The sequence below is a fragment of the Thioclava sp. 'Guangxiensis' genome, assembly GCF_045348365.1.
Taxonomy (GTDB): domain Bacteria; phylum Pseudomonadota; class Alphaproteobacteria; order Rhodobacterales; family Rhodobacteraceae; genus Thioclava; species Thioclava kandeliae.
In genome coordinates this window covers 2,494,450-2,516,495 of the sequence record NZ_CP155822.1, presented here as the reverse complement: position 1 = coordinate 2,516,495, position 22,046 = coordinate 2,494,450, and the positions used below count along the sequence as shown (strand labels likewise).

Annotated in this window: 18 protein-coding genes; 14 read left to right on the top strand and 4 right to left on the bottom strand. The window is 59.4% G+C overall.

Features of this window, described 5'->3' with window-relative positions; genetic code table 11:
• Nucleotides 1–2: 2 nt before the first annotated feature.
• Entirely contained in the window at nucleotides 3–1,166 is a 1,164-nt protein-coding gene (locus tag ABEB22_RS12390; protein ID WP_406870426.1) for a bifunctional 2-C-methyl-D-erythritol 4-phosphate cytidylyltransferase/2-C-methyl-D-erythritol 2,4-cyclodiphosphate synthase, read from the bottom strand.
• Between the two features lie 228 nt (nucleotides 1,167–1,394).
• Between ABEB22_RS12390 and dusB the strand changes: the two genes are divergently transcribed.
• The 9 genes from dusB (at nucleotide 1,395) to hflX (ending at nucleotide 13,312) form a co-directional block, all read left to right on the top strand.
• Nucleotides 1,395–2,369, top strand: a complete 975-nt coding sequence (dusB, locus tag ABEB22_RS12385; RefSeq protein WP_350933966.1) for a tRNA dihydrouridine synthase DusB — start codon at nucleotides 1,395–1,397, stop codon at nucleotides 2,367–2,369.
• On the top strand, nucleotides 2,366–3,424 hold the full coding sequence (locus tag ABEB22_RS12380) for an ATP-binding protein (protein ID WP_339112530.1): 1,059 nt from the start codon (nucleotides 2,366–2,368) through the stop codon (nucleotides 3,422–3,424). Before dusB ends, ABEB22_RS12380 begins: the two co-directional genes overlap by 4 nt.
• 14 nt (nucleotides 3,425–3,438) lie before the next feature.
• Nucleotides 3,439–4,818, top strand: coding sequence for a sigma-54 dependent transcriptional regulator (locus ABEB22_RS12375; RefSeq protein WP_339112531.1), 1,380 nt, complete (start codon nucleotides 3,439–3,441; stop codon nucleotides 4,816–4,818).
• A 257-nt stretch (nucleotides 4,819–5,075) separates the two neighbouring features.
• Nucleotides 5,076–7,259, top strand: coding sequence for an ATP-binding protein (locus tag ABEB22_RS12370; protein ID WP_406870425.1), 2,184 nt, complete (start codon nucleotides 5,076–5,078; stop codon nucleotides 7,257–7,259).
• Complete coding sequence (locus tag ABEB22_RS12365; RefSeq protein WP_406870424.1) at nucleotides 7,256–8,659, top strand: sigma-54-dependent transcriptional regulator; 1,404 nt, start codon at nucleotides 7,256–7,258, stop codon at nucleotides 8,657–8,659. The genes ABEB22_RS12370 and ABEB22_RS12365 overlap by 4 nt, the downstream gene beginning before the upstream one ends.
• 76 nt (nucleotides 8,660–8,735) lie before the next feature.
• A complete protein-coding gene (trkA, locus tag ABEB22_RS12360; RefSeq protein WP_406870423.1) occupies nucleotides 8,736–10,115 on the top strand; it encodes a Trk system potassium transporter TrkA in 1,380 nt (459 codons plus the stop codon).
• 10 nt (nucleotides 10,116–10,125) lie between these two features.
• The gene (locus ABEB22_RS12355; protein ID WP_339112535.1) at nucleotides 10,126–11,649 is read left to right on the top strand and encodes a potassium transporter TrkG; all 1,524 of its coding nucleotides are present in this window, start codon (nucleotides 10,126–10,128) and stop codon (nucleotides 11,647–11,649) included.
• 138 nt (nucleotides 11,650–11,787) lie between these two features.
• Complete coding sequence (gene hfq, locus ABEB22_RS12350) at nucleotides 11,788–12,021, top strand: RNA chaperone Hfq (RefSeq protein WP_339107276.1); 234 nt, start codon at nucleotides 11,788–11,790, stop codon at nucleotides 12,019–12,021.
• The gene (gene hflX / locus ABEB22_RS12345) at nucleotides 12,005–13,312 is read left to right on the top strand and encodes a GTPase HflX (RefSeq protein ID WP_406870422.1); all 1,308 of its coding nucleotides are present in this window, start codon (nucleotides 12,005–12,007) and stop codon (nucleotides 13,310–13,312) included. Before hfq ends, hflX begins: the two co-directional genes overlap by 17 nt.
• Nucleotides 13,313–13,378: 66 nt before the next feature.
• Here the strand turns inward: hflX and ABEB22_RS12340 are convergent, their stop codons facing one another.
• The gene (locus ABEB22_RS12340; protein WP_406870421.1) at nucleotides 13,379–15,835 is read right to left on the bottom strand and encodes a penicillin acylase family protein; all 2,457 of its coding nucleotides are present in this window, start codon (nucleotides 15,833–15,835) and stop codon (nucleotides 13,379–13,381) included.
• A 142-nt stretch (nucleotides 15,836–15,977) separates the two neighbouring features.
• Here ABEB22_RS12340 and ABEB22_RS12335 point away from each other — a divergent pair, with 142 nt between their 5' ends.
• The 5 genes from ABEB22_RS12335 (at nucleotide 15,978) to ABEB22_RS12315 (ending at nucleotide 19,874) form a co-directional block, all read left to right on the top strand.
• On the top strand, nucleotides 15,978–16,880 hold the full coding sequence (locus ABEB22_RS12335; protein WP_406870420.1) for an NAD(P)-dependent oxidoreductase: 903 nt from the start codon (nucleotides 15,978–15,980) through the stop codon (nucleotides 16,878–16,880).
• Between the two features lie 191 nt (nucleotides 16,881–17,071).
• Nucleotides 17,072–17,767 (top strand): ribulose-phosphate 3-epimerase, encoded by a 696-nt coding sequence (gene rpe, locus ABEB22_RS12330; protein WP_350933952.1) that lies wholly within the window; start codon nucleotides 17,072–17,074, stop codon nucleotides 17,765–17,767.
• A 4-nt stretch (nucleotides 17,768–17,771) separates the two neighbouring features.
• A complete protein-coding gene (gph, locus tag ABEB22_RS12325; protein ID WP_406870419.1) occupies nucleotides 17,772–18,461 on the top strand; it encodes a phosphoglycolate phosphatase in 690 nt (229 codons plus the stop codon).
• 81 nt (nucleotides 18,462–18,542) lie between these two features.
• On the top strand, nucleotides 18,543–18,974 hold the full coding sequence (locus ABEB22_RS12320) for a TIGR01244 family sulfur transferase (protein ID WP_339112540.1): 432 nt from the start codon (nucleotides 18,543–18,545) through the stop codon (nucleotides 18,972–18,974).
• Nucleotides 18,975–19,079: 105 nt separating this feature from the next.
• A complete protein-coding gene (locus tag ABEB22_RS12315; protein ID WP_339112541.1) occupies nucleotides 19,080–19,874 on the top strand; it encodes a LuxR family transcriptional regulator in 795 nt (264 codons plus the stop codon).
• 360 nt (nucleotides 19,875–20,234) lie between these two features.
• On the opposite strand, the gene tsf is transcribed toward ABEB22_RS12315, so the two are convergent.
• Together tsf and rpsB are read right to left on the bottom strand one after the other, a co-directional pair.
• Nucleotides 20,235–21,113: a translation elongation factor Ts gene (gene tsf / locus ABEB22_RS12310; RefSeq protein WP_406870418.1), complete on the bottom strand. Its 879-nt coding sequence runs from the start codon at nucleotides 21,111–21,113 to the stop codon at nucleotides 20,235–20,237.
• Between the two features lie 75 nt (nucleotides 21,114–21,188).
• The gene (gene rpsB / locus ABEB22_RS12305) at nucleotides 21,189–21,953 is read right to left on the bottom strand and encodes a 30S ribosomal protein S2 (RefSeq protein WP_339112543.1); all 765 of its coding nucleotides are present in this window, start codon (nucleotides 21,951–21,953) and stop codon (nucleotides 21,189–21,191) included.
• Nucleotides 21,954–22,046 lie beyond the last annotated feature (93 nt).

Genomic DNA, 22,046 nt, shown 5'->3' with positions numbered 1-22,046 from the left:
GCTTACTCGGCAATCAAGGTGACGGTGGCGATGGAGGCGATGCCCTCCTCGCGGCCGGTAAAGCCCAGTCGTTCGGAGGTGGTGGCCTTGACCGATACACGGTCCGGCTCGATCTCCATGATGCGCGCCAGCTCGGCCATCATCTCGGGCGCATGGGGCCCGACCTTGGGGCGCTCGCAGATCAGGGTGACATCGGCATTACCAATCCGGTAGCCCATCTTGCGCGCGAGTTTTGCGGCATGGTCGAGGAAGATCCAGCTGGCCGCGCCCTTCCATTGCGGATCACTGGGCGGGAAATGCCGTCCGATATCGCCCTGCGCCAAAGCGCCATAGATCGCATCGGTCAGCGCATGCATGCCCACATCGGCATCCGAATGGCCTAAAAGCGCTTTGGAATGCGGAATCTTCACGCCGCACAGCACCACATGGTCGCCCTCGGTGAAAGCATGCACATCATAGCCATTGCCCAGTCTTACATCCATTGCGGCATCCTTTCTTGCTCGCAGGATCGCCTCGGCGCGGGCGAAATCTGCGGGATAGGTGATCTTGAGATTATCTTCATGCCCAAGCGTGATCGCGACGTCCATCCCCGCCATGCGCGCAATCTCCACATCATCGGCGGCAGGGCCCTCATGGGCGCGGTGCGCGGCGAGGATGGCGTCGAAGCGGAACCCCTGCGGGGTCTGCGCACGGTAGAGGCCCGTGCGGTCGCGGGTGCCGCTGACCAGATCCTCCGCGCCGGTCCAGAGTGCATCCGTGACGGGCAGGGCCGGTGCTGCGGCAGGATGGCCGTCGAGTGCGTGCAGAACGCCTGTCAGCACCTCGGCGGGCAGCAAGGGGCGCGCTCCGTCATGGATCAACACTTTGCTTATATTCTGGTCGGCAAGGGCCTCCAAAGCGTTTCGGACAGACGCATCACGGGTGTTGCCGCCCGCAACCAGCGTAACTGCTCCGCCGGTTAGTGCCAGCCCCCGCGCCATATCATCGGGATGCAGCACCACGACGACGCGTGCACATTCGGCATTGGCGGAGGCTAACGCCTTATAGCAGCTTGCAATCGTATGACGCAGCACGGGTTGGCCGGCAAGCATCTGCCACTGTTTGGGCTCCTCGCCACCGGCGCGTGTGCCACGCCCAGCTGCGACGATTATCATCGCGATCGACATCGAAACCTCTTGCACGTCGAAATCTTTGCCAAAGCCTTAGGCGATGCGGAAGTTCTGTGCAATCACAACAGGCTTTTATTGAAATGCGGTCGATTTCCGCGTATATTTGCATAATAATTAGGCAGGTGCATATTTTTCCTGCCTTTTTAACGGGAGATTCGCCTCAGAGGATTTGTGATTCAGCCGATGAGGCGGTAGCAGAAAACCAGAGTTATTTCGGGATGGTCCGTGTCTATTCAGCTTCAAGATGTCTCTATCGATCCGCCGGTGCTACTGGCACCTATGGCCGGAATAACGGATAAGCCGTTCCGCAGCCTTGTTGGGGGCTTTGGGGCGGGGCTCGTTGTGTCCGAGATGGTGGCCTCGGGCGAGATGCTGACGGCCAAGCCCTCGGTGCGGGCCAAGGCGCGCACGGATATGTCGCTCGATATGCCCTCCTCGGTCCAGCTGGCGGGGCGCGAGGCGCAGCCTATGGGCGAGGCGGCCAAGCTGGTCGCCGGAATGGGCGCGCGGGTGATCGATATCAATATGGGCTGTCCGGCGAAGAAGGTGACGGGCGGGGCGTCGGGCTCGGCGCTGATGCGCAACCCCGATCATGCGCTGACGCTGATCGAGGCGGTGGTTGCCGCCGTCGATGTGCCGGTCACGCTGAAGATGCGCCTTGGCTGGTGCGATGACAGCCGCAATGCGGCCGAGATCGCGCGCCGTGCCGAGGCTGCAGGCGTCCAGATGATCGTCGTGCATGGCCGCACACGCATGCAGTTCTACAAGGGCAGTGCCGATTGGGCCGCGATCCGCGAGGTCGTGGAGGCCGTCGATATTCCGGTGATTGCCAATGGCGATATCACCAGTGCAGCCAGCGCCCGCGCCGCGCTTGAACAGAGCGGAGCTGCGGGGGTGATGGTCGGACGCGGTATTCAGGGGCGGCCATGGCTTTTGGCGCAGATTGCCCATGAGATCCACGGCACGCCTGCGCCTGCGATCCCGGAGGGGATGGATCTGGCCCAGATGATCCTTGGCCATTACGAAGAGATTTTAAGGTTTTACGGCGCGGAGCTGGGCCTGCGGCTCGCACGCAAGCATCTGGGCTGGTATGCCGAGGCTGCCGGTGCGCCGCTGCGTGACGAAATGGTGCGGGCCCAGACACCGGAGGCCACGCGCGCTCTGATTCTGGCCGCTTTTGGTGAGAGGATGGCTGCGTGACACTGCCTGCCCCCGGCGTAATCTGGAATTCCCTGCCTATTCCGGCACTTCTGATCGACCGAGACGATTGTGTGAGCGAGGTGAACCCTTCGGCCGAGCAGTTTCTCAACCTCTCGGCGCGCGCGATGCAGGGCAAATCGGTCTCCGAGCGGCTGGCGATCAATGCGCCTCTCGAGGAGATCTTCGCCCGCACCCGCGCTGGTCAGACCACCGTTTTCGTCAATGATGTCGAGGTGACGACAGGAGAGAAAGCGCCGGTGCAATGCAATCTGCAGACCTCGACGCTGGGCTCCGATCCCGACCAGATCCTGTTCCTGATTACTCCGCGCGAGCTGTCTGACCGTCTTGGCCGTGCCAATATGGCCAAATCTGCCGCGCGCTCGGCGATCGGTATGGCCGAGATGCTGGCCCACGAGATCAAGAATCCGCTGGCCGGTATCGCGGGGGCGGCCCAGCTGCTGTCGATGGGACTGACCGGCGAGGATCTGGAACTGACCGACCTCATCGTCGACGAGACGCGGCGTGTGGTAAAGCTTCTGGAGCAGGTCGAGCAGTTCGGCAATGTCCGGCCGCCCGAGAAAAAGCCGGTGAACATCCATGATGTGCTGGACCGCGCACGCAAATCGGCGGAGGTCGGGTTCGGCGGGCATATGGAGATCCGCGACGATTACGATCCGTCGCTGCCGTTGACGCTGGGCGATGCCGACCAGTTGGTGCAGGTGTTCCTGAACCTTCTGAAAAATGCCAGCCAGGCCGCGAAAACCGAAGGCACAATCACGATCCGGACCTTTTACGAGCACAAGCTGCGCATCCGGACGGCAGATGGCCGCGGGAAGGCTTTGCCCCTGCAGGTCGAGATCATCGATGACGGTCCGGGCATTCCGGCCGATATCGCTGCTAATGTTTTCGAGCCTTTCGTTTCAGGGCGCGAGAACGGCACGGGGCTTGGCCTCGCGCTCGTGTCCAAAATTATTTCCGACCATGACGGCTGGATCAATCTCGATTCCGTCCCCGGTCGGACCGTTTTCCGTATTTCTCTGCCAGTCGCCCGATAAAAGGAGTAGCCCCGATGGATGGTACAGTCCTTGTAGCTGATGACGATCGCACGATCCGTACTGTTTTGACCCAAGCCCTGACGCGGGCGGGGTGCCGTGTTCACGCAACCGCGTCGCTGACCACGCTGATGCGCTGGGTCGAAGAGGGCAAAGGCGATCTGGTGATCTCCGATGTGATGATGCCCGATGGCAATGGTCTCCAACAGCTCCCCAAGATCGCGGAGCACCGTCCGGGCATGCCGGTGATCGTGATCTCGGCGCAGAACACCATCATGACGGCGGTGCAGGCGGCCGAAGCGGATGCTTATGACTACCTGCCCAAGCCTTTCGATCTGCCCGATCTGATGAAGCGGGCCCAAAAGGCTTTGGAGCAGAAGCGAAAACAGCAGGTCTCGCCGCCCAAACCGGTCGAAATCGAGGTCCGCGAACCGCAATCCGATCTGCCGCTGGTGGGTCGCACGCAGGCGATGCAGGCGCTTTACCGGCTTGTTGCACGGGTGATGAATGCCGATCTGCCGGTGCTGATACTTGGGGAATCCGGAACCGGAAAATCGCTGATCGCGCGGGCTATTCATGATTTCTCCGATCGCCGCACCCTGCCATTCGTGGTCGCTCAGGCCTCCGATCTGCAAGGGGCCGAAGGGGCGTCCTCGCTGATCAGCCGCGCCAAAGGCGGTAGCCTCGTCTTTGACGAGGTGGGCGATTATGACGATGAGACCCAAGCGAAGATCGTGCGCCTCCTCGATAGCCTTCCCGATCCGGCGCCGCGTATCATGGCCACGACGCAGGTCGATCTGGCCGCGCTGATGGAAGCCGACAAGTTCCGGCAGGATCTTTATTACCGCTTGGGCGGTGTGACGCTGGCGGTGCCGCCGCTGCGAGAGCGTGTCGAGGATATTCCGCTTCTGGCCGAGCATTTTCTGGGGCGTTCCGAGACGGAAGGCCTCGGCCATCGCCTCTTCTCGACCGAGGCCATGGCGCTCGTGCGGGCCTATGCATGGCCGGGTAACGTGCGCCAGCTCGAGAACACGATCCGCCGTCTCGTGGTGACTTCGTCCGAGGACGAGATTTCGCGCAACGAGGTCGAAGCCGTTCTGGGCAACCAACCCGCGGTCGAACCGCTGCGCCCGGGTGGAGAGGGCGAGAAGCTGTCGGCCTCCATCGCGCGCCATCTGCGCCGTTATTTTGATCTGCATGGTGGCAACCTTCCGGCGCCCGGTCTCTATGACCGGATCCTGAAGGAGATGGAAGCGCCGCTGATCGAGATTGCGCTCGATGCGACAGGGGGCAATCAGGCCCGCTGCGCCGATCTGCTGGGGATCAACCGCAATACCCTGCGCAAGAAAATCACCGATCTCGACATCCAAGTTACGCGCCGCCGTAAGCTGACCTGAAAGTGACACCGCCCGAACCTGTTTCGGGCGGCTTTTTGCCCAAGAATTGATTTAATTAGCATGTCCGAGGCTTTATGAGCGTGACACTCCTGCCGCGCTGATGTATTATGGCAACATAAAGCAAGAGGCAGGCCCATTGTAGGCCGCCCGGTTTTTCCGAAGTCTCGGGGGCGGCAGTGAAGACGGTCAATCGACATCGCGGGGCATTGTGGGACCGGTTTGTCCGGTTACGCAGGCAGAGGCGTGTGCAAAATGCCATGACGCTTGGGCTGGTAATCCTCGGCCCCATTCTGGCGATTGCGACTTTCGTGGTGCTGGGACCTCTGGCGCAAGGGGGCGATAGCGGCTCGCTGCGGCTGATCCTTCTTGCTGATTTCATCTATTTCATGGGCTTGGCGGGCCTTATTCTTACGCGACTTGCACAGATGGTGGCCGCAAGGCGCAAGCGGTCGGTTGGATCACGCCTGACCCTGCGCCTGACCGGTATCTTCGCCTTTGTCGCATTGGTGCCTACGGTTCTTGTGGCGCTGTTTGCCGGTTTGACAGTGAATATCGGGATGGAGGGATGGTTCTCCGACCGCGTTCGGGAGGTTGTCGGCACTTCGCTTCAGGCCGCCGAAGCCTATCAGAACGAACATCGACGGGATCTCACCGAAGATGCTGACGCACTGGCGGGGTTCCTCAATATCCGGCGGCAAGCGGCGACCTTCATGTCGGATGGCGAGCTGCGCGAGCTGCTGGTGGCGGGTCAAAGCGGTATCCAGAGAGGTCTGAAAGAGGCCTATGTGATCGACGGGACAGGCGAGATTATCGCGCGCGGTGACCGTAGTTATCTCTTTGATTTCGAAAAGCCCGCACCGGAGAAGATCGTGCAGGCGCAATCCGGTCAGACGGTCCTGATCGAGGACTGGGACAATAATGAATTTCGCGCGCTCAAACAGTTGGACGCCTTTGCTGACAGATATCTTTATGTCTCTCGTAAGGTGGACGGATCGATCCTGTCGCTTCTGGATGACACACGCACCACAGTGACACTCTATCAGCAGCTGGAGGCGACGCGCGGCAGAGTGCTGTTCGAATTCGGGCTTGTCTATATGGGATTTGCGCTCATCCTCATTCTGGCCGCGATCTGGTTGGGTCTCTGGTTTGCCGAGCGGCTTTCGCTGCCCATCGGTCGGATGGCGGTCGCGGCCGAGAAGGTCGGCGCCGGGGATCTTGATGCGCGGGTAATCGAGGCCGAGGGCGATGACGAGATCGCGCTTTTGGGGCGTAGTTTCAACAAGATGACGGGCCAGCTTAAAGACCAGCGGGTGGCGCTGATGGCCAGTCACTCGGTGACCGAGGAACAGCGGCGCCTGTTCGATTCCGTTCTTGGCTCGGTAACCTCCGGGGTAATCGGGCTTGATGCTGCGGGCCGGATCGATTTTATCAACCGCTCTGCGGCGAAACTTCTGGATCTGGACAACCTTGCCGACCATCAGCGGATGATTGACGAAGCTGTTCCGGAATTCTCTGATCTTTTCAGACGCTTGCATAGTGCCGTTCAGGATGTGGTGCAGGAGGAGGTTCGGGTATCTCGCTTCGGAAAACTCGAGAGTCTTCTGGTCCGCGTCGCACTTCGTCTACGCGAGGACGGTCTGCGCGAGGGCTATGTGATCGCCTTCGAGGATGTCACCGAGCTTGTTTCGGCCCAGCGTATGGCCGCATGGGGGGATGTGGCCCGCCGGATCGCCCACGAGATCAAGAATCCGCTGACGCCGATCCAGCTATCGGCCGAACGGATCAAGCGCAAGTTCCGCAGGCATGTGGGTGAGGACGAGCCCGCGCTGGAGCAGCTGACTGGTGTGATCATCCGTCAGACCAATGACTTGCGTCGTATTGTTGACGAGTTTTCCAAATTCGCGCGGATGCCCGAGCCTGATCGCCGTGAGGTCGATTTGGTGGCGCTTCTGCGGGATGCGATCACCATTCAGGAAGGCGCGCTGCACGGCGCAGAGCTGAGTGCCGAGCTGCCCGATGGTCCGCTTCTGGTCGAGCTGGATCAGACGATGATCGGGCAAGCGGTGACAAACCTGATCAAGAATGCAGGAGAAGCGGTTGAAACGCTTTATGAAAAAGGCGTGGAAGAGGGCTATGCACCAGAGGTTCGCGTGCTCATGAGTGTTCAGCCGGAATTCATAACCTTGCAGATCATGGATAACGGGGTGGGCTTGCCCGAAGACCGCTCCCGTCTGTTCGAGCCCTATGTAACCACCCGCTCCAAAGGAACGGGGCTAGGGCTCTCTATTGTAAAGAAAATCATCGAAGAGCATGGCGGCACTTTGATGCTTCGGGATGCGCCGCCATTTCACCCAGGTGCCCATTCGGGCGCCCTTGCCGAAATCCGCCTGCCTCGTGCCCACGCGGCAGTGCGCGCCATCAAGGATAGTGAGCTGACATGAGCGATATTCTGATTGTCGACGACGAAAAGGATATTCGGGAACTGATTTCCGAAATTCTTCAGGACGAAGGCTTTTCGACCCGGATGGCGTCGAATTCCGATGAATGTATGGAGGCCGTCAATGCCGAGCCTCCGGCCCTCATGATCCTCGATATCTGGCTGAAGGATAGCCGGATGGACGGGATCGATATTCTGAAGACGACGAAGCGGGACAATCCCGATATTCCGATCATTATCATTTCGGGGCATGGCAATGTCGAGATCGCTGTGGCCGCGATCAAGCAGGGTGCTTATGATTTCATCGAAAAACCTTTCAATATCGACCAGTTGTTGGTAGTTGTTTCACGCGCGATGGAAACATCGAGGCTGCGCCGCGAGAATTCCACGCTCAAGCGCCGCGACATGCAGACGGGCGAGATGCTGGGCGAGAGTGCCGCTTTCAAGAAGCTCCGAGATCAGCTTGATAAGGTTACAAAATCCAATGGTCGCGTGATGCTGACCGGGGAGCCGGGGTCTGGCAAGGAGACGGCTGCGCGCTATATCCATCAACTCTCCACCCGTGCGACCGCTCCTTTTATCACCGTCAACTCGGCCTCCATCGAGCCTGACCGTATGGAAGAGGTTTTGTTTGGCCGCGAGACGCCCGAGCGCGGGATCGAGAAAGGCCTGCTTGAACAGGCGCATGGCGGCGTTGTCTATTTCGACGAAGTCGCGGAAATGCCGCTTGGCACGCAGTCGAAAATCCTGCGTGTCCTCACCGAGCAGCAGTTCCTGCGCGTTGGCGGGGCCGATAAGGTGCGGGTGGATCTGCGCGTGATCAGCTCCACCACACGCGATCTCACCGTAGAGATCGCCTCGGGCCGCTTCCGTCAGGAGCTCTATGACCGCCTGAATGTCGTGCCGATCGCGGTTCCCGGCCTCGCTGACCGGCGTGAGGATCTGGCGCTTCTGGCCGAGTATTTCCTCGTGCAGTTCAACGAGACGCAGGGGCTGCCGCTGCGCAAATTGTCGGGCGATGCGCTGGCGATGATGCAGACGATGGAATGGCCGGGTAATATCCGCCAGCTGCGCAATGTGATCGAACGACTGCTGATCCTCGGCGATGGCACGGGCGAGATCGAGGCGCGCGAGCTGCAGGGTGACCAGCCTGTGGAGACGGAATCGAGCCGCATCGTGCTGTCGGGCCAGCTGGCGACACTGCCGTTGCGCGAGGCGCGCGAACTGTTCGAGCGCGAGTATCTTCTGACCCAGATCAACCGGTTTGGCGGCAATATTTCCCGCACGGCGAATTTTGTAGGCATGGAGCGTTCGGCGTTGCACCGTAAACTGAAATCGCTCGGCGTCGTGACCGGCATCAAGTCCGGTGGCCGGATGGCGCGGATCGAGGAAGATGCGGAATAGGGCGCGATAGGTCGGGGTGATTGACCCTTGCCGCGCTGCCGCATAGAACCGAGACCAACGAGTTGCGGAGGGTCGCATGAGGGTGATTATTTGTGGGGCCGGTCAGGTCGGTTGGCAGATCGCGCGGCATCTGTCGGGCGAGCGCAATGACGTGACGGTGGTGGATAGCAATCCCGAACTGGTGCGGCGGGCCTCCGATATGCTGGATGTGCAGGGCACCGTAGGGTTTGCCTCGCATCCTGACGTTCTCGAGGCGGCTGGTGCGCGCGATTGCGACCTGATTATTGCCGCAACCCATTCGGATGAGGTCAATATGGTGACCTGTCAGGTGGCGCAATCGGTCTTCGGGATCACGCGCAAGATTGCCCGCCTGCGGTCGCAGAGCTATCTCAACCCCGAATATCGCGATATCTACCGCCGTGACCAGTTGCCGATCGATGTGATCATCAGCCCCGAGCGCGAGGTTGCCGAGGCGGCATTGCGCAGGCTTCTGGCACCGGCGACCTTTGATACCGAGAGTTTCATGGAGGACGAGCTGCGGCTGATGGGGATCGTATTGCATGACGATTGCCCTGTTCTTTCGACGCCGCTGCGCCAGCTTACCGATCTTTTCTCGACGTTGCGCGCCATCGTTGTGGGGGTGCGCCGCGAAGGTCGGCTTTTTGCGCCGGAACCGAATGACCAGCTGTTTTCCGGCGATCAGATCTATATCTGTTCGCATCGCGACGATGTTTCGCGCACGCTCGAGATATTCGGCAAGAACGTCCATAAACAGGAGCGTATCCTGATCATTGGCGGTGGGAATGTCGGTCTGGCAGTGGCCAAGAAGCTGGAGGCGCGAAGCGACCGGACACGCGCCAAGATTATCGAGATGTCGCGCGAGCGTGCCGAGAAAGCCGCGGATTCGCTCGAGCGCACTATTGTTCTGCATGGTGATGGCATGTCGCAGGAGCTGCTCGAGGAGGCCAATGTTGCCTCGACAGATGCAGTTCTTGCCGTAACCGATGATGATAAAACCAATCTTCTGGTCGCGGTGCGTGCCAAGCAGGCCGGGTGCAAGATGGCGATCACGCTGGTCAATGACCCGACACTGATCCCGATGATGGAGCCGCTGGGGATTGATGCGCAGATCAACCCGCGCGCCACTACCGTATCGTCCATCCTGCGCCACATCCGTCATGGCCGCGTCCGCCAGATCTATTCGATCGGGGATGCCGAGGCGGAAGTGATCGAAGCACAGATTTTGGGCACGTCACCTTTGTCGGGGAAGCTGCTGAGAGATATCGATTTTCCCGAAGGCGTGCTGATGGGGGGGCTGAAGAAGGGCGAAAAGGTCGTGGTTCGCCCGCGTGCCGATACGCGGATTGAGGAAGGCGATGTGATCGTACTCTTCGCGTTGGCCGATGATGTGGCCGAAGTGGAGCGCCTGTTGCAGGTCTCCATCGATTACTTCTGAGGACCCGCCAATGCGGTCCAATCTGCGTAATCTGCCGCTTTTCGTCATTCTGGTCGCTGTGTCCGGCCTGATGATGTATGTGCCGGCAATGCACGCGCTGACGCTCCACCAGCACGAAGTCGCGCGGCCGTTCTTCTATACCGGAACGCTACTTCTTTTTGTTTTCATGCTGTTGTCTCTGGCAACAGTGGCAAACCGACGCGGTCCTCGCGAGCGGTCATCGCTTCTGACCATGGTTGGCGCGTTTACCGTAATGCCGCTCATTCTCGCGATCCCCTTTCATGAGGTGATGCGGGATACCTCGCTCTTCAACGCGTGGTGGGAAATGGTCTCGGCCTTTACGACGACGGGCGGCACGCTCTACAGTCCGGCGAGGCTCCCTCCGTCGCTACATCTGTGGCGCGCGATGGTCGGCTGGTCGGGTGGTTATTTCATGCTGGTGATGACCATCGCCGTGCTCGCTCCCTTGCGTGTGGGCGGCTTCGAGATCTTCTTTGCTGGCGGTCCTGGTGGCGAGGTGAAGGATGTAAACCTTCGCGGCAGCCAGCGCGGCGTTGTCTCGCGCGACAGGCTAGTGGATTTCGCACTGCAGCTGCTTCCTGTTTATGCCGGACTTACCGGTGCGTTATGGGTTCTTCTTCGTATCTCGGGTGAAGATAATCTGATTGCGCTCTGTGCCGCCATGTCTACGTTGGCGACCTCCGGTATCCTCCCGACCAGTTCTTTGGCATCCGGGCAGAATTCGGTGCTGACCGAGGTGATCATCTTCGTCTTCTTCCTTCCCGCATTGTCGCGCCGGTTCTGGCCCGGGGATGGAGAAATGCGTGCGACCAAACAGTTGCGCGACGATCCCGAACTGCGACTTGCGGCGATGATCGTTTTTCTGACCGTCGTGGTGCTGTTTTTCCGCCACTGGATGGCCGCGCTGGATACGGATAACCATCCGGGTCTTCTGGTCGTGCTCCGGACCATTTGGGGGGGGCTGTTTACCACGCTTTCCTTCCTGACCACGACCGGATTTGAATCGAGCGGTTGGGAAGATGCCCGCGCCTGGGCAGGACTTGGCACACCCGGGCTCATTTTGTCGGGGCTGGCCATCATTGGCGGTGGCATCGCGACAACTGCGGGCGGAGTGCGTCTGCTGCGGGTCTATGCCCTGATCCGCCATGGCGAGCGGGAACTGGATCTGCTGCTTTATCCGAGCTCGGTCGGCGGCGGCGGGCAGGCGGCGCGCAGATTGCGCCGCAAGGGCGCGTTCGTTGCCTGGATCTTCTTCATGCTCTTCGCGATCTCGATTGCCGTGGTCATGGTCGCGATCTCCTATACCGGCCTCGATTTCGATCCGGCCATGATCTTTACGATCGCGGCATTGTCCAATACCGGCCCGCTGACCGCAGTCGCAGGGGATTTTCCGCTGGCTTGGGGGGATTTGAGCACAGCCGCGAAAGCTATTCTTGCAGGGGCTATGGTATTGGGAAGGCTTGAAACTTTGGCGATTATCGCGCTGTTCAATCCAGAGCTGTGGCGAAAATGAGTGCTTTATGGGCACGTTTTTCAACCGATGCAGCGTCGATGCCGATTTGGGGTGGAAACTCGCGTTAACTTGAGCATACTCGGGCCAGAGTGGGACGAGCCAACGTCCCCGAAATGCTAAAAGAAAAGGCAAAATAAAATGGCTGCCGATAAACAAAACCTGCAGGACGCGTTTCTGAACCATGTCCGGAAGACCAAAATCCCGGTCACGATCTTCTTGATCAATGGTGTGAAACTGCAGGGGGTTATTACTTGGTTCGATAACTTCTGCGTCCTTCTGCGCCGCGACGGCCAATCCCAGCTTGTCTACAAGCATGCGATCTCGACGATCATGCCGGGGCAGCCGATTTCCTTGTATGAAGGCGACGACTGAGTCCGATTTGAGCGATACTATTTCCCAAGATAAGGTCCTGACGCGGGCCTATGTGCTGCATCCTGACCTCAAAACCGGGGACGGGATGCGTTTGCCTGAGCACGGGCTCGCAGAGGCGGTGGCTCTGGCCGCCGCTTTGCCCGATCTCGATGTGGTCGGTTCCGAAATCGTCCGCTTGCCCAAGCCGCATGCCGGACATCTTTTTGGCACTGGCAAGATGGATGAGCTCGGGCAGAAGCTCCACGATCTGGAGATCGATCTCGTGCTGGTAGATGGGCCGGTGACGCCGGTCCAGCAGCGCAATCTCGAAAAGGAATGGAAGGTTAAACTTCTTGACCGAACCGGTTTGATTCTCGAGATTTTTGCCGATCGCGCCCGTACCCGTGAGGGTGTGTTGCAGGTTGAACTCGCAGCGCTCAGCTATCAGCGGACGCGGCTTGTGCGGGCATGGACCCACCTCGAGCGTCAGCGTGGCGGGCTCGGGTTCGTCGGTGGTCCCGGCGAGACACAGATCGAAGCTGACCGTCGAGCGATTGACGAGCAGATGGTGCGTATCCGCCGGCAGTTGGCCAAGGTTGTCAAAACCCGCGAGCTTCATCGGGCCTCACGCCGCAAGGTGCCATTTCCGATCATCGCGCTCGTGGGCTATACAAACGCCGGAAAGTCGACCCTTTTCAACAAGGTAACGGGTGCGGATGTGCTGGCAAAAGATATGCTCTTTGCCACGCTCGATCCCACGATGCGCGGGGTGACGCTGCCCTCCGGGCGCAAGGTCATCCTGTCGGATACGGTGGGATTTATTTCCGAGTTGCCCCACCAGTTGGTCGCCGCTTTCCGTGCGACGCTGGAAGAAGTGCTCGAAGCAGATCTGATCTTGCATGTGCGTGACATCTCGCATCCGCAGAGCGACGCGCAAGCCGCGGATGTGGAAGACATTCTCGAGAAGCTCAAAGTCGACGAGGATGTGCCGTTCATCGAGGTCTGGAACAAACTCGATCTTCTGAGCGAGGAGACCCATGCCGCAACGGCGCTGCAGGCCGAGCGCCGTGAGGATGTCTGCGCGATTTCGGCGCTGACAGGCGAAGGGTTTGAGGCACTTCTTCTGTTAATCGAGAAACTGCTCGGCGAGGAGCGGATAAGCGAGGAAATCGTTCTCCCATTCGCGGAAGGCCGCCGTCATGCGTGGCTGCATGCGGAAAATGTTGTCCGCGAAGAGGCCCAGACCAAGGAAGGCTGGGTGCTGCAGGTCGAATGGACAGGCTCGCAGAAGGGCCGTTACAACGCCCTGTAGCGCACAGTTATACAAGAACATCAAAAAGGCGCGGCAAGCATTTTGCCGCGCCTTTTTTATCCAATGTCAGCTGGCGGGAACCAATTTGGTGATGCCTGCCGCAGCGGCTCGCGCAAGCGCCGGATCAAGCGACATCGGGATATATTCCCCGCGCCGCCACAACTCCGACAGGTCGTCATAGTGGCGCGAGAAGGGATGGCCCGACTGACCGGTTGCGGTGATGAAGACAGAGCTGTCCGGATCGGCCAGATCATAGACGCCGCGATAACCTGCCGCCTGAACATTGGTATAGGGCTCGGGGCCCGTGCCGATGGTCTTGCCGCGCATCAGCGTGAAATCACCGCCCGAGGAGGACTGCCGGATATTGGCGAACCAGCCGATCAGGGGCATGTTCTTCAGGACCGGATGATCCTGATGCGCCTCATGCGCATCCCCCCAGCGCCAGCTTTCGATGTTGGGGCCGTATTTCTCCTTGAGGTCAAGAAGGGCGGCATCAAGCGAGGTTTTGGCGATCTGGGCACAGGTTTCCTGCGTGCCCGACTGGATGATATTGCACCAGTGCGCCGCGCCCTGACTATTGCGGAAGACGCGCTCGATAAAGAGCGGATCGAGGGCTGTGAACTTGTCGGCCAGTGGACCCAGCTCGTCGCGGATCAGCCGCGATTGCAGCTCGCGCATCCACGCGGCATAGATCAGTGGCTCGGGAAGATGCTCGGACATCTCGCCATCCCATGCCGCCAGCAGCTCGAGTGCGCGCTGGCGCAGGCGCTCGGGCGTGCCATCGGGAGCAGGTGTGCCGGTATACCACAGATCGGCCCCGACCAGCGGCAGCAGGTTGCGCGCCGCAGGGCTGACGGTGTCGAGCTGGGCCGACATGAAGCTCTCGCGCGAATGCACTTCGCGGTCGCTCAGCAGTTTCGTCAGACGCTGGATACGCTGGCTATCGCCCCAGTCGAAGGTGACATTGGCGGGGAATTGAGCATCGGTGACCTTGTTATTGGTGTTCATCACGACGCCATCGGCCGGATTGATCTCGCGCGGATTGTCGGCATAGGGCAGGCGGCCCGACCAGCGGTTTTCCGGCAGCCAGCCCGCGGAGGGCATGCGGCCTTCGGTCTGGTTTTGCGGATCGCGCTTGGGGATCGCGCCGATCAGCACCCGCCCGACTTCTTTCTGGTCGGCGACCACAAGGTTCTGCGCGGGCGTGATATAGTCCTCACCGGCCTTGATCGCGCTCTCGACATCACTCGCACGCATCAGCTTCATCGCCGCACTCATCGAGGTGTCATGCGGGTCGAGGGCGGTCCAGTCGACCGACATCACCGATCCCTTCGGCGTCACGGTCCCGAGGTCGAAATGGGTGCCGGGCAGCACCGGACCATTATCGGTCGCTCGGAGCGTCAGGGTGATGGGCTGGCTGTCCTTGATCTTCAGGATCGTGCGCTTGGTAGTGAATTTTTTCCAGCCATCGGGGGTGCGGTAGGTTTCGCGATCGGCAGGGTTTACCTGCTCGACATGAAGGTCCATGTCGTCGACATAGGCGCCAGTGACCCCCCATGCCATATGCTCGTTACGCCCTGTGATGATGAGCGGAATGCCCGGAATGGTGCCGCCGATCACGCCGCCACCGGCAAGCTGGAGCCGGGCCAGATACCATAGCGTGGGGGCCGTCAGCCCCATCTGCGGGTCATTGGCCAGAAGCGATCCGCCCGCGGCAGAACGGTCGGGCGCTGCGGCCCAGGCGTTCGAGCCTGCCTCGAGACCGGCTGCCGGAAATGGCGAGAGCGGCTCGGGCGCATCCTCCTGTTGCACGGCGCGGGGCACATCGGGGAAGAGCGTGTGGTAATCGGGCAGGGCGCTGCTTTGTGTTCCGGGCATATCGGGGAGCAGATCGCGAACCCAGGACGGATCGAGCAGCGAGACACGGGCGCGCAGCACCTCACGCGTGAACTGGTTGTTCTGCTCAACGGCCAGCAGCTTTAGGATCGCCAGCGAGTCCGCAGGCGTCCAGTAGGAGATCGAGTTGTCGAAGAGGAAGAATTCGGGCGCACCACGCCCCATGGCACCCTTATTGACCTGCGCGATCCATTGATTTACGCCTGCTGCATACGCCTCGAGTGCGGCCCTGGTCTGGGCATCCTGCGCATCGACCGAGGCGACAGCTGCATCATAGAGCCCCAGACGCCGCATCAACTCGTCGGTCTTTACCGTGCTCGGCCCGAAAACCTCCGAAAGCCGCCCCTGAACCGTCCGGCGCAGCATCACCATTTGCCATAGCCGATCCTGCGCATGGGCGAGGCCCAAACCGAAGAACACATCAGGATCGGTCTTGCCGAAGATATGCGGCACATCTTCCGTTGAGCGCACGATTTCGACCGGCGCGGTGATCCCCGAGACTTTATAGGTTGCATTATAATCGGGCAGGGAGCGCGAGGCAAAATACCAGATCCCGACCGCGCCCAAAACGACTAAAACAATGACAAAACTGGTCAGTCGCACCATCCAGCGGAAAAGTGAGTACATGAGTGCTCCGGTTGGGTCTGCAAAAGTTGCGCCGGATTTGACCAGCGGGGGTTGCGGCTTAGTAAGTCAGGTATGACAAAGGATCAACGCGCGTTTGCGCGAGATTGCCAATACTGTGCGAATACTGTGAGGGAGTTTACCGATGACGAAAATCGCTTTTCTGGGGCTCGGGGTGATGGGCTATCCGATGGCGGCGCATCTGAAGGATGCCGGCCATGAGGTGACTGTTTATAACCGCACGACCGCGAAGGCCGAGGCCTGGGTTGCCGAACATGGCGGGGCCTTCGGGACAACGCCCGCGGAGGCTGTGAAAGACGCCGAGATCGTGATGACCTGTGTCGGCAATGACGATGACCTGCGCATGGTCTGTGCCGGTGGGGATGGCGCGTTCTCGGGGATGTCCTCGGGGGCGATCCTGGTGGATCACACGACCGTTTCGGCGATGGTCACGCGCGAGCTTGCGGCGATCGCCAGTGATAAAGGTCTGGGCTTTGTCGATGCGCCAATCTCGGGCGGTCAGGCGGGTGCGGAGAACGGCGTCCTGTCGATCATGTGTGGTGGGCCGCAAGAGCAGTTCGATAAGGTTGCGCCGGTGCTTGATGCCTATGCCAAGATCTGTCGTAGACTTGGCGAGAGCGGCGCAGGTCAGCTGTGTAAATCCGCCAACCAGATCGCGATTGCGGGCGTGGTCCAAGGGCTGTCCGAGGCGCTGCTCTTTGCCGAGAAAGCGGGATTGTCGATCACCGATGTGGTCGAGGTGATCAGTCAGGGTGCCGCCGGAAGCTGGCAGATGGCAAACCGTTCGGAGACCATGGCCAAGGGCGAATACGCGTTCGGCTTCGCTGTCGACTGGATGCGCAAGGATCTCGATATCTGTCTGAATACGGCAGAGGAAATCAAGGCGCCGCTGCCGATGACGGCGCTTGTCGACCAGTTCTACAAGGATGTTCAGACGATGGGTGGCGGACGCTGGGACACATCCGCACTGATCGCGCGGCTGCGTAAGCTGTCAAAAAAACGCGAACTAAGTGCCGTAAGTGACTGAAAAACATAGGAGTATGCGATACATAATTCGCATTCTTCCTATGCGTATTTTGTGCCAATAATGCGAATTATGTAAAATATTGTGTCATTCATCCGATTAGCAGTGCCTATTTTATGCAATGTAGACTGGACCCGACACGGATGAGCGACTAAACGGACGCCAAATCTCCTTAGCATGCAGGACGCCAAGCAATGAGCTTTGATCGCAGCATTAAGATCGCGCCTTCTATTCTTTCTGCCGATTTCGCCGATTTCGGACGCGAGATCCGGGCCATCGAGGCCCAGGGCGCCGATTGGGTCCATGTCGATGTCATGGACGGTCATTTCGTGCCCAACCTGACCTTCGGGCCGCCGCTGTGCAAAGCGATCCGTCCGCATATCAAGACGGTCATGGATGTCCATCTGATGATCTCGCCGGTCGACCAGTATATCGACGCCTATGCCGATGCTGGCGCAGATGTCATCACGGCGCATCTCGAGGCCGGTCCGCATATCCACCGCACGCTGCAAGCGATCCGTGGTGCTGGCTGCAAGGCCGGTCTGGCGCTCAATCCCGGCACCGGTATCGAGCAGATCGACTATCTTCTCGACCAGCTCGATCTGATCTGCGTGATGACTGTAAACCCCGGTTTCGGCGGACAGAAATTCATCCATAGCCAGATCGACAAGGTCCGCAAGCTGCGTGCGATGATCGGCGATCGTCCGATCCATATCGAGATCGATGGCGGCATCACACCCGAGACCGCACCGCTGATGGCCGAGGCTGGCGCGGATGTTCTGGTCGCGGGTTCGGCCGTGTTCAAAGGTGGCTCGGTCGAGCAGCCCGAGGCCTATGGAGCGAATATCGCTGCCATCCGCGCCGCCGCCGAAGCCGCGCGTGTGAAGTAAGGTTATGGCCGCCGCGATGACATCGGTATGTTCCGTGATCTTCGATCTCGACGGGACGCTCGTTGACAGCGCGGCGGCCATCCAGCTGGCGCTGAATCATGCACTGAGCCTGCACGGGTTGCCCGTATTGCCGCTGAATGTGGTGCGCGGCTTTATCGGCCGTGGTGTCCCGCATCTCATGGACTGTGTCGGCAGGCAGATCGGCATGGATACGTCTTCCGCGCAATTCATCTCGGTTTCCAACGCTTTTTCAGCGCGTTACGCGCGCCAGCAGCATGGAAATCTTCTCTTTGACGGCGTGATCGAGGCTCTGCAGGATCTGCAGGAAAGCAATGTTGCGCTGGGGCTTTGCACGAACAAGCCGATGGATGCTGCTAGAACAGTTCTGCAACATATTGGAATTGATGCGTTTTTTAGCGTGGTTGTAGCGGGTGACAGCCTGCCCACGCGCAAACCCGACCCCGAGATGCTCTGGGCGGCACGCGACCGCATGGGCCCTGCGCCATGTCTTTATGTGGGCGACTCGGAGGTCGATGCAGAAGCCGCCCATGCGGCAGGAATTCCGTTCCTGCTCTATACCCGCGGATACAGGAAGATCGCGGCCGAGGAGCTTGCTCCGTGGCGAATCTTTGATGATTTTGGCGCGCTCGGTGGCCTCGTCGGATGTTTCGTGAAGGAAATGCCGCAGGCTTGAGCATTAGCCCCTTGCGGCCACCCTGCCCTATGCGCTCTATGATCTCCGACTAAAACCGGTTTGCCGGAAAAGGAGTATAGAATGGATATCCGTCCGCTTTCACCCGAATTTGCCGTGGCCCCGCAGATCATGCCTGAAGATGTGGCTCTGCTGGCCGAGCAAGGGTTCAAGACCCTCATCATTAACCGTCCCGATGAGGAAAATCCGCCAGAGCTTTCGCATGAGGTTTTTGCTAAAGCTGCGGAAGAAAACGGGATGGTGGCGCATTATCTTCCCTTCTATCCCGGCGATATGACGCCCGAACTGGTTGGCGCGTTCGAGGGCTGTCTGGATGTGGCGGAGAAGCCCTGTTTTGCCTATTGCCGTTCGGGCACACGCAGCTCGCATCTCTGGGCAATGGCGCAGGCTGGCAAGATGGATGTGGCCGAGATCATCGCCGCTGCTGAAAAAGCAGGTTACGATCACCGCCCTATGGCGGGCCTTTTGGCGGCCTATGCAGAACAAAAAGCATAAGCTTGCTTTGCTTCCGCAATTTATGATAAAGGTCAACGGCTGTTGAGGTATTGATATTAAGCGCCCTTGCCGAGTATTTCCTAATGGAACTCTTGGTAATGGCGTATGCTTGAATATATCGAAACACTGTTGAGCCTGACATCGGTTGAAGAGATCTGGGCGCATCATTGCCAGTTCATGGAGGGGTATGGTTTCGATCGGCTGCTCTATGGCTATACACGGTTCCAGTCACGCCCCAATCTTTTAGATCTCGATGAAACGGTGATCCTGTCCAACCATGATAAAGACTATATCAAGGCTCTGATCGGCGGGAAGCTCTATATCAACGCGCCGATGGTGCAATGGGCCTGGTCTAATGAGGGCTGGGAATCTTGGGGCCTTGTCGGTCAGAAGCTCGCATCGGGGATGCTCGATGCGGCCTCGCTCAAGGTACTCGAGCTGAACCGCAGCTACGGTATCACCGCAGGGATCTCGATCGGCTTCCAGCAATCGACCTCGCGGGCCAGAGGCGGTATCGGCCTATGCGCGCGCAGGGATCTTTCCCAGTGCGAGGTCGATGCAATCTGGGCCGAGCATCAGCGCACCCTTCTGGTGGCCTGTCAGCTCATGCATATGCGGCTATCCGGCCTGCCCTATATTCCACCGAAGCGTCACCTGTCTCCGCGCCAACGCGAAACACTGGAATGGATTGCTGATGGCAAGACCGTGATGGATGTCGCGATGCTGATGGGGCTGACCAGCACCACGATCGAGAAACACCTGCGTCTGGCGCGCGAGGCTCTCAATGTCGAGACGACTGCACAAGCCGTGCTCAAAGCTGCAGTCATGAACCAGATCTTCCAACCTACGCCGGAGCCTGTTCTGGAAAACCCGTTGCATCACTCCAGTCCGAGAGCCTGACCACAAGCTTCCGACATTTGTGGAAGCCACACAAGGTATGGATTTCCTTACTTCTCAAACTATGTAAATTTACGTTTTAATATCCGTGTTCCGTGAGTGGTGGCTTTGGCCAGGAACATGGAATCGGGGGTCGGCGATTATTTATCCGCTATATCCAAGGTTCTGTCCGGTTTACCGGTTAGGTCTGGCATACGCATTTTCGTATGTCAGGCCTTTTTAATTTGCGCGACCTGTTGGAGCTTCAGAGCGCCGCCGGCGTCCCAACCGCAGTCCATGTGGCTCCGGCCGCCCTGCCCCCGTTCCAAAGCAAAACGAGCGCCCTTGCGGACGCTCGCTTCAAAGACATACCGATCGGAAAGATCAGTTGCCAGCAGCGGTCTTGGCGACTTCTGCAGCGAAATCTTCTTTTTCTTTCTCGATACCTTCGCCGACTTCAACGCGGGCGAATGCAACGATCTCGACCCCTGCGTCCTTGGCCGCCTGGCCAACGGTCAGATCGGGGTTGATAACGAAGGCTTGGTTCACAAGGGTGACTTCCTGCAGGAACTTCTGCATCCGGCCAACGATCATTTTCTCGATCACGGCTTCGGGCTTGCCCGACTCGCGTGCGATATCGATCTGGACCTGCTTCTCTTTCTCGACGATTGCCGGATCGAGATCAGCTTCCGACAGCGAGGCCGGGTTGGTCGCAGCGATATGCATCGCGATTTGCTTGCCGATGGTCTCGTTGGAACCTTTCAGCGCAACCAGAACACCGATCTTGCCCATGCCTTCTGCGGCGGCGTTGTGGACATAGGAGACAACGGTCTCGCCTTCCACGGCAACCATACGGCGCAGGGTCATGTTCTCGCCGATTTTCGCGATCGCGTCGGTGAGGACTTCCGAAACCGGCTTGCCGTCGACGAGTGCGTTGTTCAGCTCTTCGGTGGTGTTCACGCCCAGAGCAGCGGTCGCGATCTTCGAGACCATGCCTTGGAATTCGGCGTTCTTACCAACGAAGTCGGTTTCCGAGTTCACTTCGACAGCAACACCTTTGCCGCCTTCGACAGCCACGGCCACGAGGCCTTCAGCTGCAACACGGCCGGATTTCTTCGCTGCTTTCGCGAGGCCTTTGGTGCGCAGCCAGTCTACGGCTGCTTCCATATCGCCATCGGTTTCGGTCAGCGCTTTTTTCGCGTCCATCATGCCTGCGCCGGTGCTTTCGCGCAGTTCTTTCACCATTGCTGCGGTGATCGCCATGCTCGGATCTCCTGTCAAATGTAATTGGGAGGGGTCTTAGTCCCCTCCCGTGTCATTGGGATGACGGTGAAGCGATTATGCTTCTTCAGCCTCGACGGCTTCTTCAACCGGTGCGTCTTCCAGAGCGCCGAGGTCAACGCCGGCTGCGCCCATTTGGGCGGTCATGCCGTCGAGCGCTGCGCGCGAGACCAGATCGCAATAGAGCGAGATGGCGCGTGCGGCGTCGTCGTTGCCCGGGATCACATAGTCCACGCCTTTGGGCGAGCAGTTGGTATCGACAACAGCCACAACCGGGATACCCAGTTTATTGGCTTCTGCGATGGCCAGATCTTCTTTCTTGACGTCGATGACGAACAGAAGGTCCGGGAGGCCACCCATTTCGGCGATACCACCGAGCGAAGCGGTCAGCTTCTCGTGGTCACGCTCCATGCCGAGGCGCTCTTTCTTGGTCAGGCCTTCTGCGCCTGCTTCGAGCTTCTCGGTGATGGTTTTCATACGCGAGATCGACTGGGAAACGGTTTTCCAGTTGGTCAGCGTGCCACCGAGCCAGCGGTGGTTCATGTAGTATTGAGCCGATTTTTCAGCGGCTTCAGCAACGGGCTTTGCAGCCTGACGCTTGGTGCCGACGAACAGAACGCGGCCGCCTTTTGCAACGGTGTCACGCACGACTTGCAGAGCCTTGTCCAGCATCGGGACGGTCTGGGTCAGGTCGAGGATGTGGATGCCGTTACGGTCGCCGTAGATGTATTGTTGCATCTGCGGGTTCCAGCGTTGCGTCTGGTGACCGAAGTGAACGCCAGCTTCGAGCAGCTGACGCATGGTGAAATCGGGAAGCGCCATGGTCTTTTCCTTTTCCGGTTTGCGCCTGGGCGAAGGTTTTGAAAACCACCGTGCTAGGTGGCTCCAACCGGTGGACCCTCAGGGATGTCTCCC

What these genes read in the sequence shown, in the direction of transcription:
- ABEB22_RS12390 (WP_406870426.1), bottom strand. Translation starts at nt 1,166, where the DNA reads ATGTCGATCGCGATGATAATCGTCGCAGCTGGGCGTGGCACACGCGCC.
- ABEB22_RS12375 (WP_339112531.1), top strand. Translation starts at nt 3,439, where the DNA reads ATGGATGGTACAGTCCTTGTAGCTGATGACGATCGCACGATCCGTACT.
- ABEB22_RS12370 (WP_406870425.1), top strand. Translation starts at nt 5,076, where the DNA reads ATGACGCTTGGGCTGGTAATCCTCGGCCCCATTCTGGCGATTGCGACT.
- ABEB22_RS12365 (WP_406870424.1), top strand. Translation starts at nt 7,256, where the DNA reads ATGAGCGATATTCTGATTGTCGACGACGAAAAGGATATTCGGGAACTG.
- trkA (WP_406870423.1), top strand. Translation starts at nt 8,736, where the DNA reads ATGAGGGTGATTATTTGTGGGGCCGGTCAGGTCGGTTGGCAGATCGCG.
- ABEB22_RS12355 (WP_339112535.1), top strand. Translation starts at nt 10,126, where the DNA reads ATGCGGTCCAATCTGCGTAATCTGCCGCTTTTCGTCATTCTGGTCGCT.
- hfq (WP_339107276.1), top strand. Translation starts at nt 11,788, where the DNA reads ATGGCTGCCGATAAACAAAACCTGCAGGACGCGTTTCTGAACCATGTC.
- hflX (WP_406870422.1), top strand. Translation starts at nt 12,005, where the DNA reads ATGAAGGCGACGACTGAGTCCGATTTGAGCGATACTATTTCCCAAGAT.
- ABEB22_RS12340 (WP_406870421.1), bottom strand. Translation starts at nt 15,835, where the DNA reads ATGTACTCACTTTTCCGCTGGATGGTGCGACTGACCAGTTTTGTCATT.
- ABEB22_RS12335 (WP_406870420.1), top strand. Translation starts at nt 15,978, where the DNA reads ATGACGAAAATCGCTTTTCTGGGGCTCGGGGTGATGGGCTATCCGATG.
- rpe (WP_350933952.1), top strand. Translation starts at nt 17,072, where the DNA reads ATGAGCTTTGATCGCAGCATTAAGATCGCGCCTTCTATTCTTTCTGCC.
- gph (WP_406870419.1), top strand. Translation starts at nt 17,772, where the DNA reads ATGGCCGCCGCGATGACATCGGTATGTTCCGTGATCTTCGATCTCGAC.
- ABEB22_RS12320 (WP_339112540.1), top strand. Translation starts at nt 18,543, where the DNA reads ATGGATATCCGTCCGCTTTCACCCGAATTTGCCGTGGCCCCGCAGATC.
- ABEB22_RS12315 (WP_339112541.1), top strand. Translation starts at nt 19,080, where the DNA reads ATGCTTGAATATATCGAAACACTGTTGAGCCTGACATCGGTTGAAGAG.
- tsf (WP_406870418.1), bottom strand. Translation starts at nt 21,113, where the DNA reads ATGGCGATCACCGCAGCAATGGTGAAAGAACTGCGCGAAAGCACCGGC.
- rpsB (WP_339112543.1), bottom strand. Translation starts at nt 21,953, where the DNA reads ATGGCGCTTCCCGATTTCACCATGCGTCAGCTGCTCGAAGCTGGCGTT.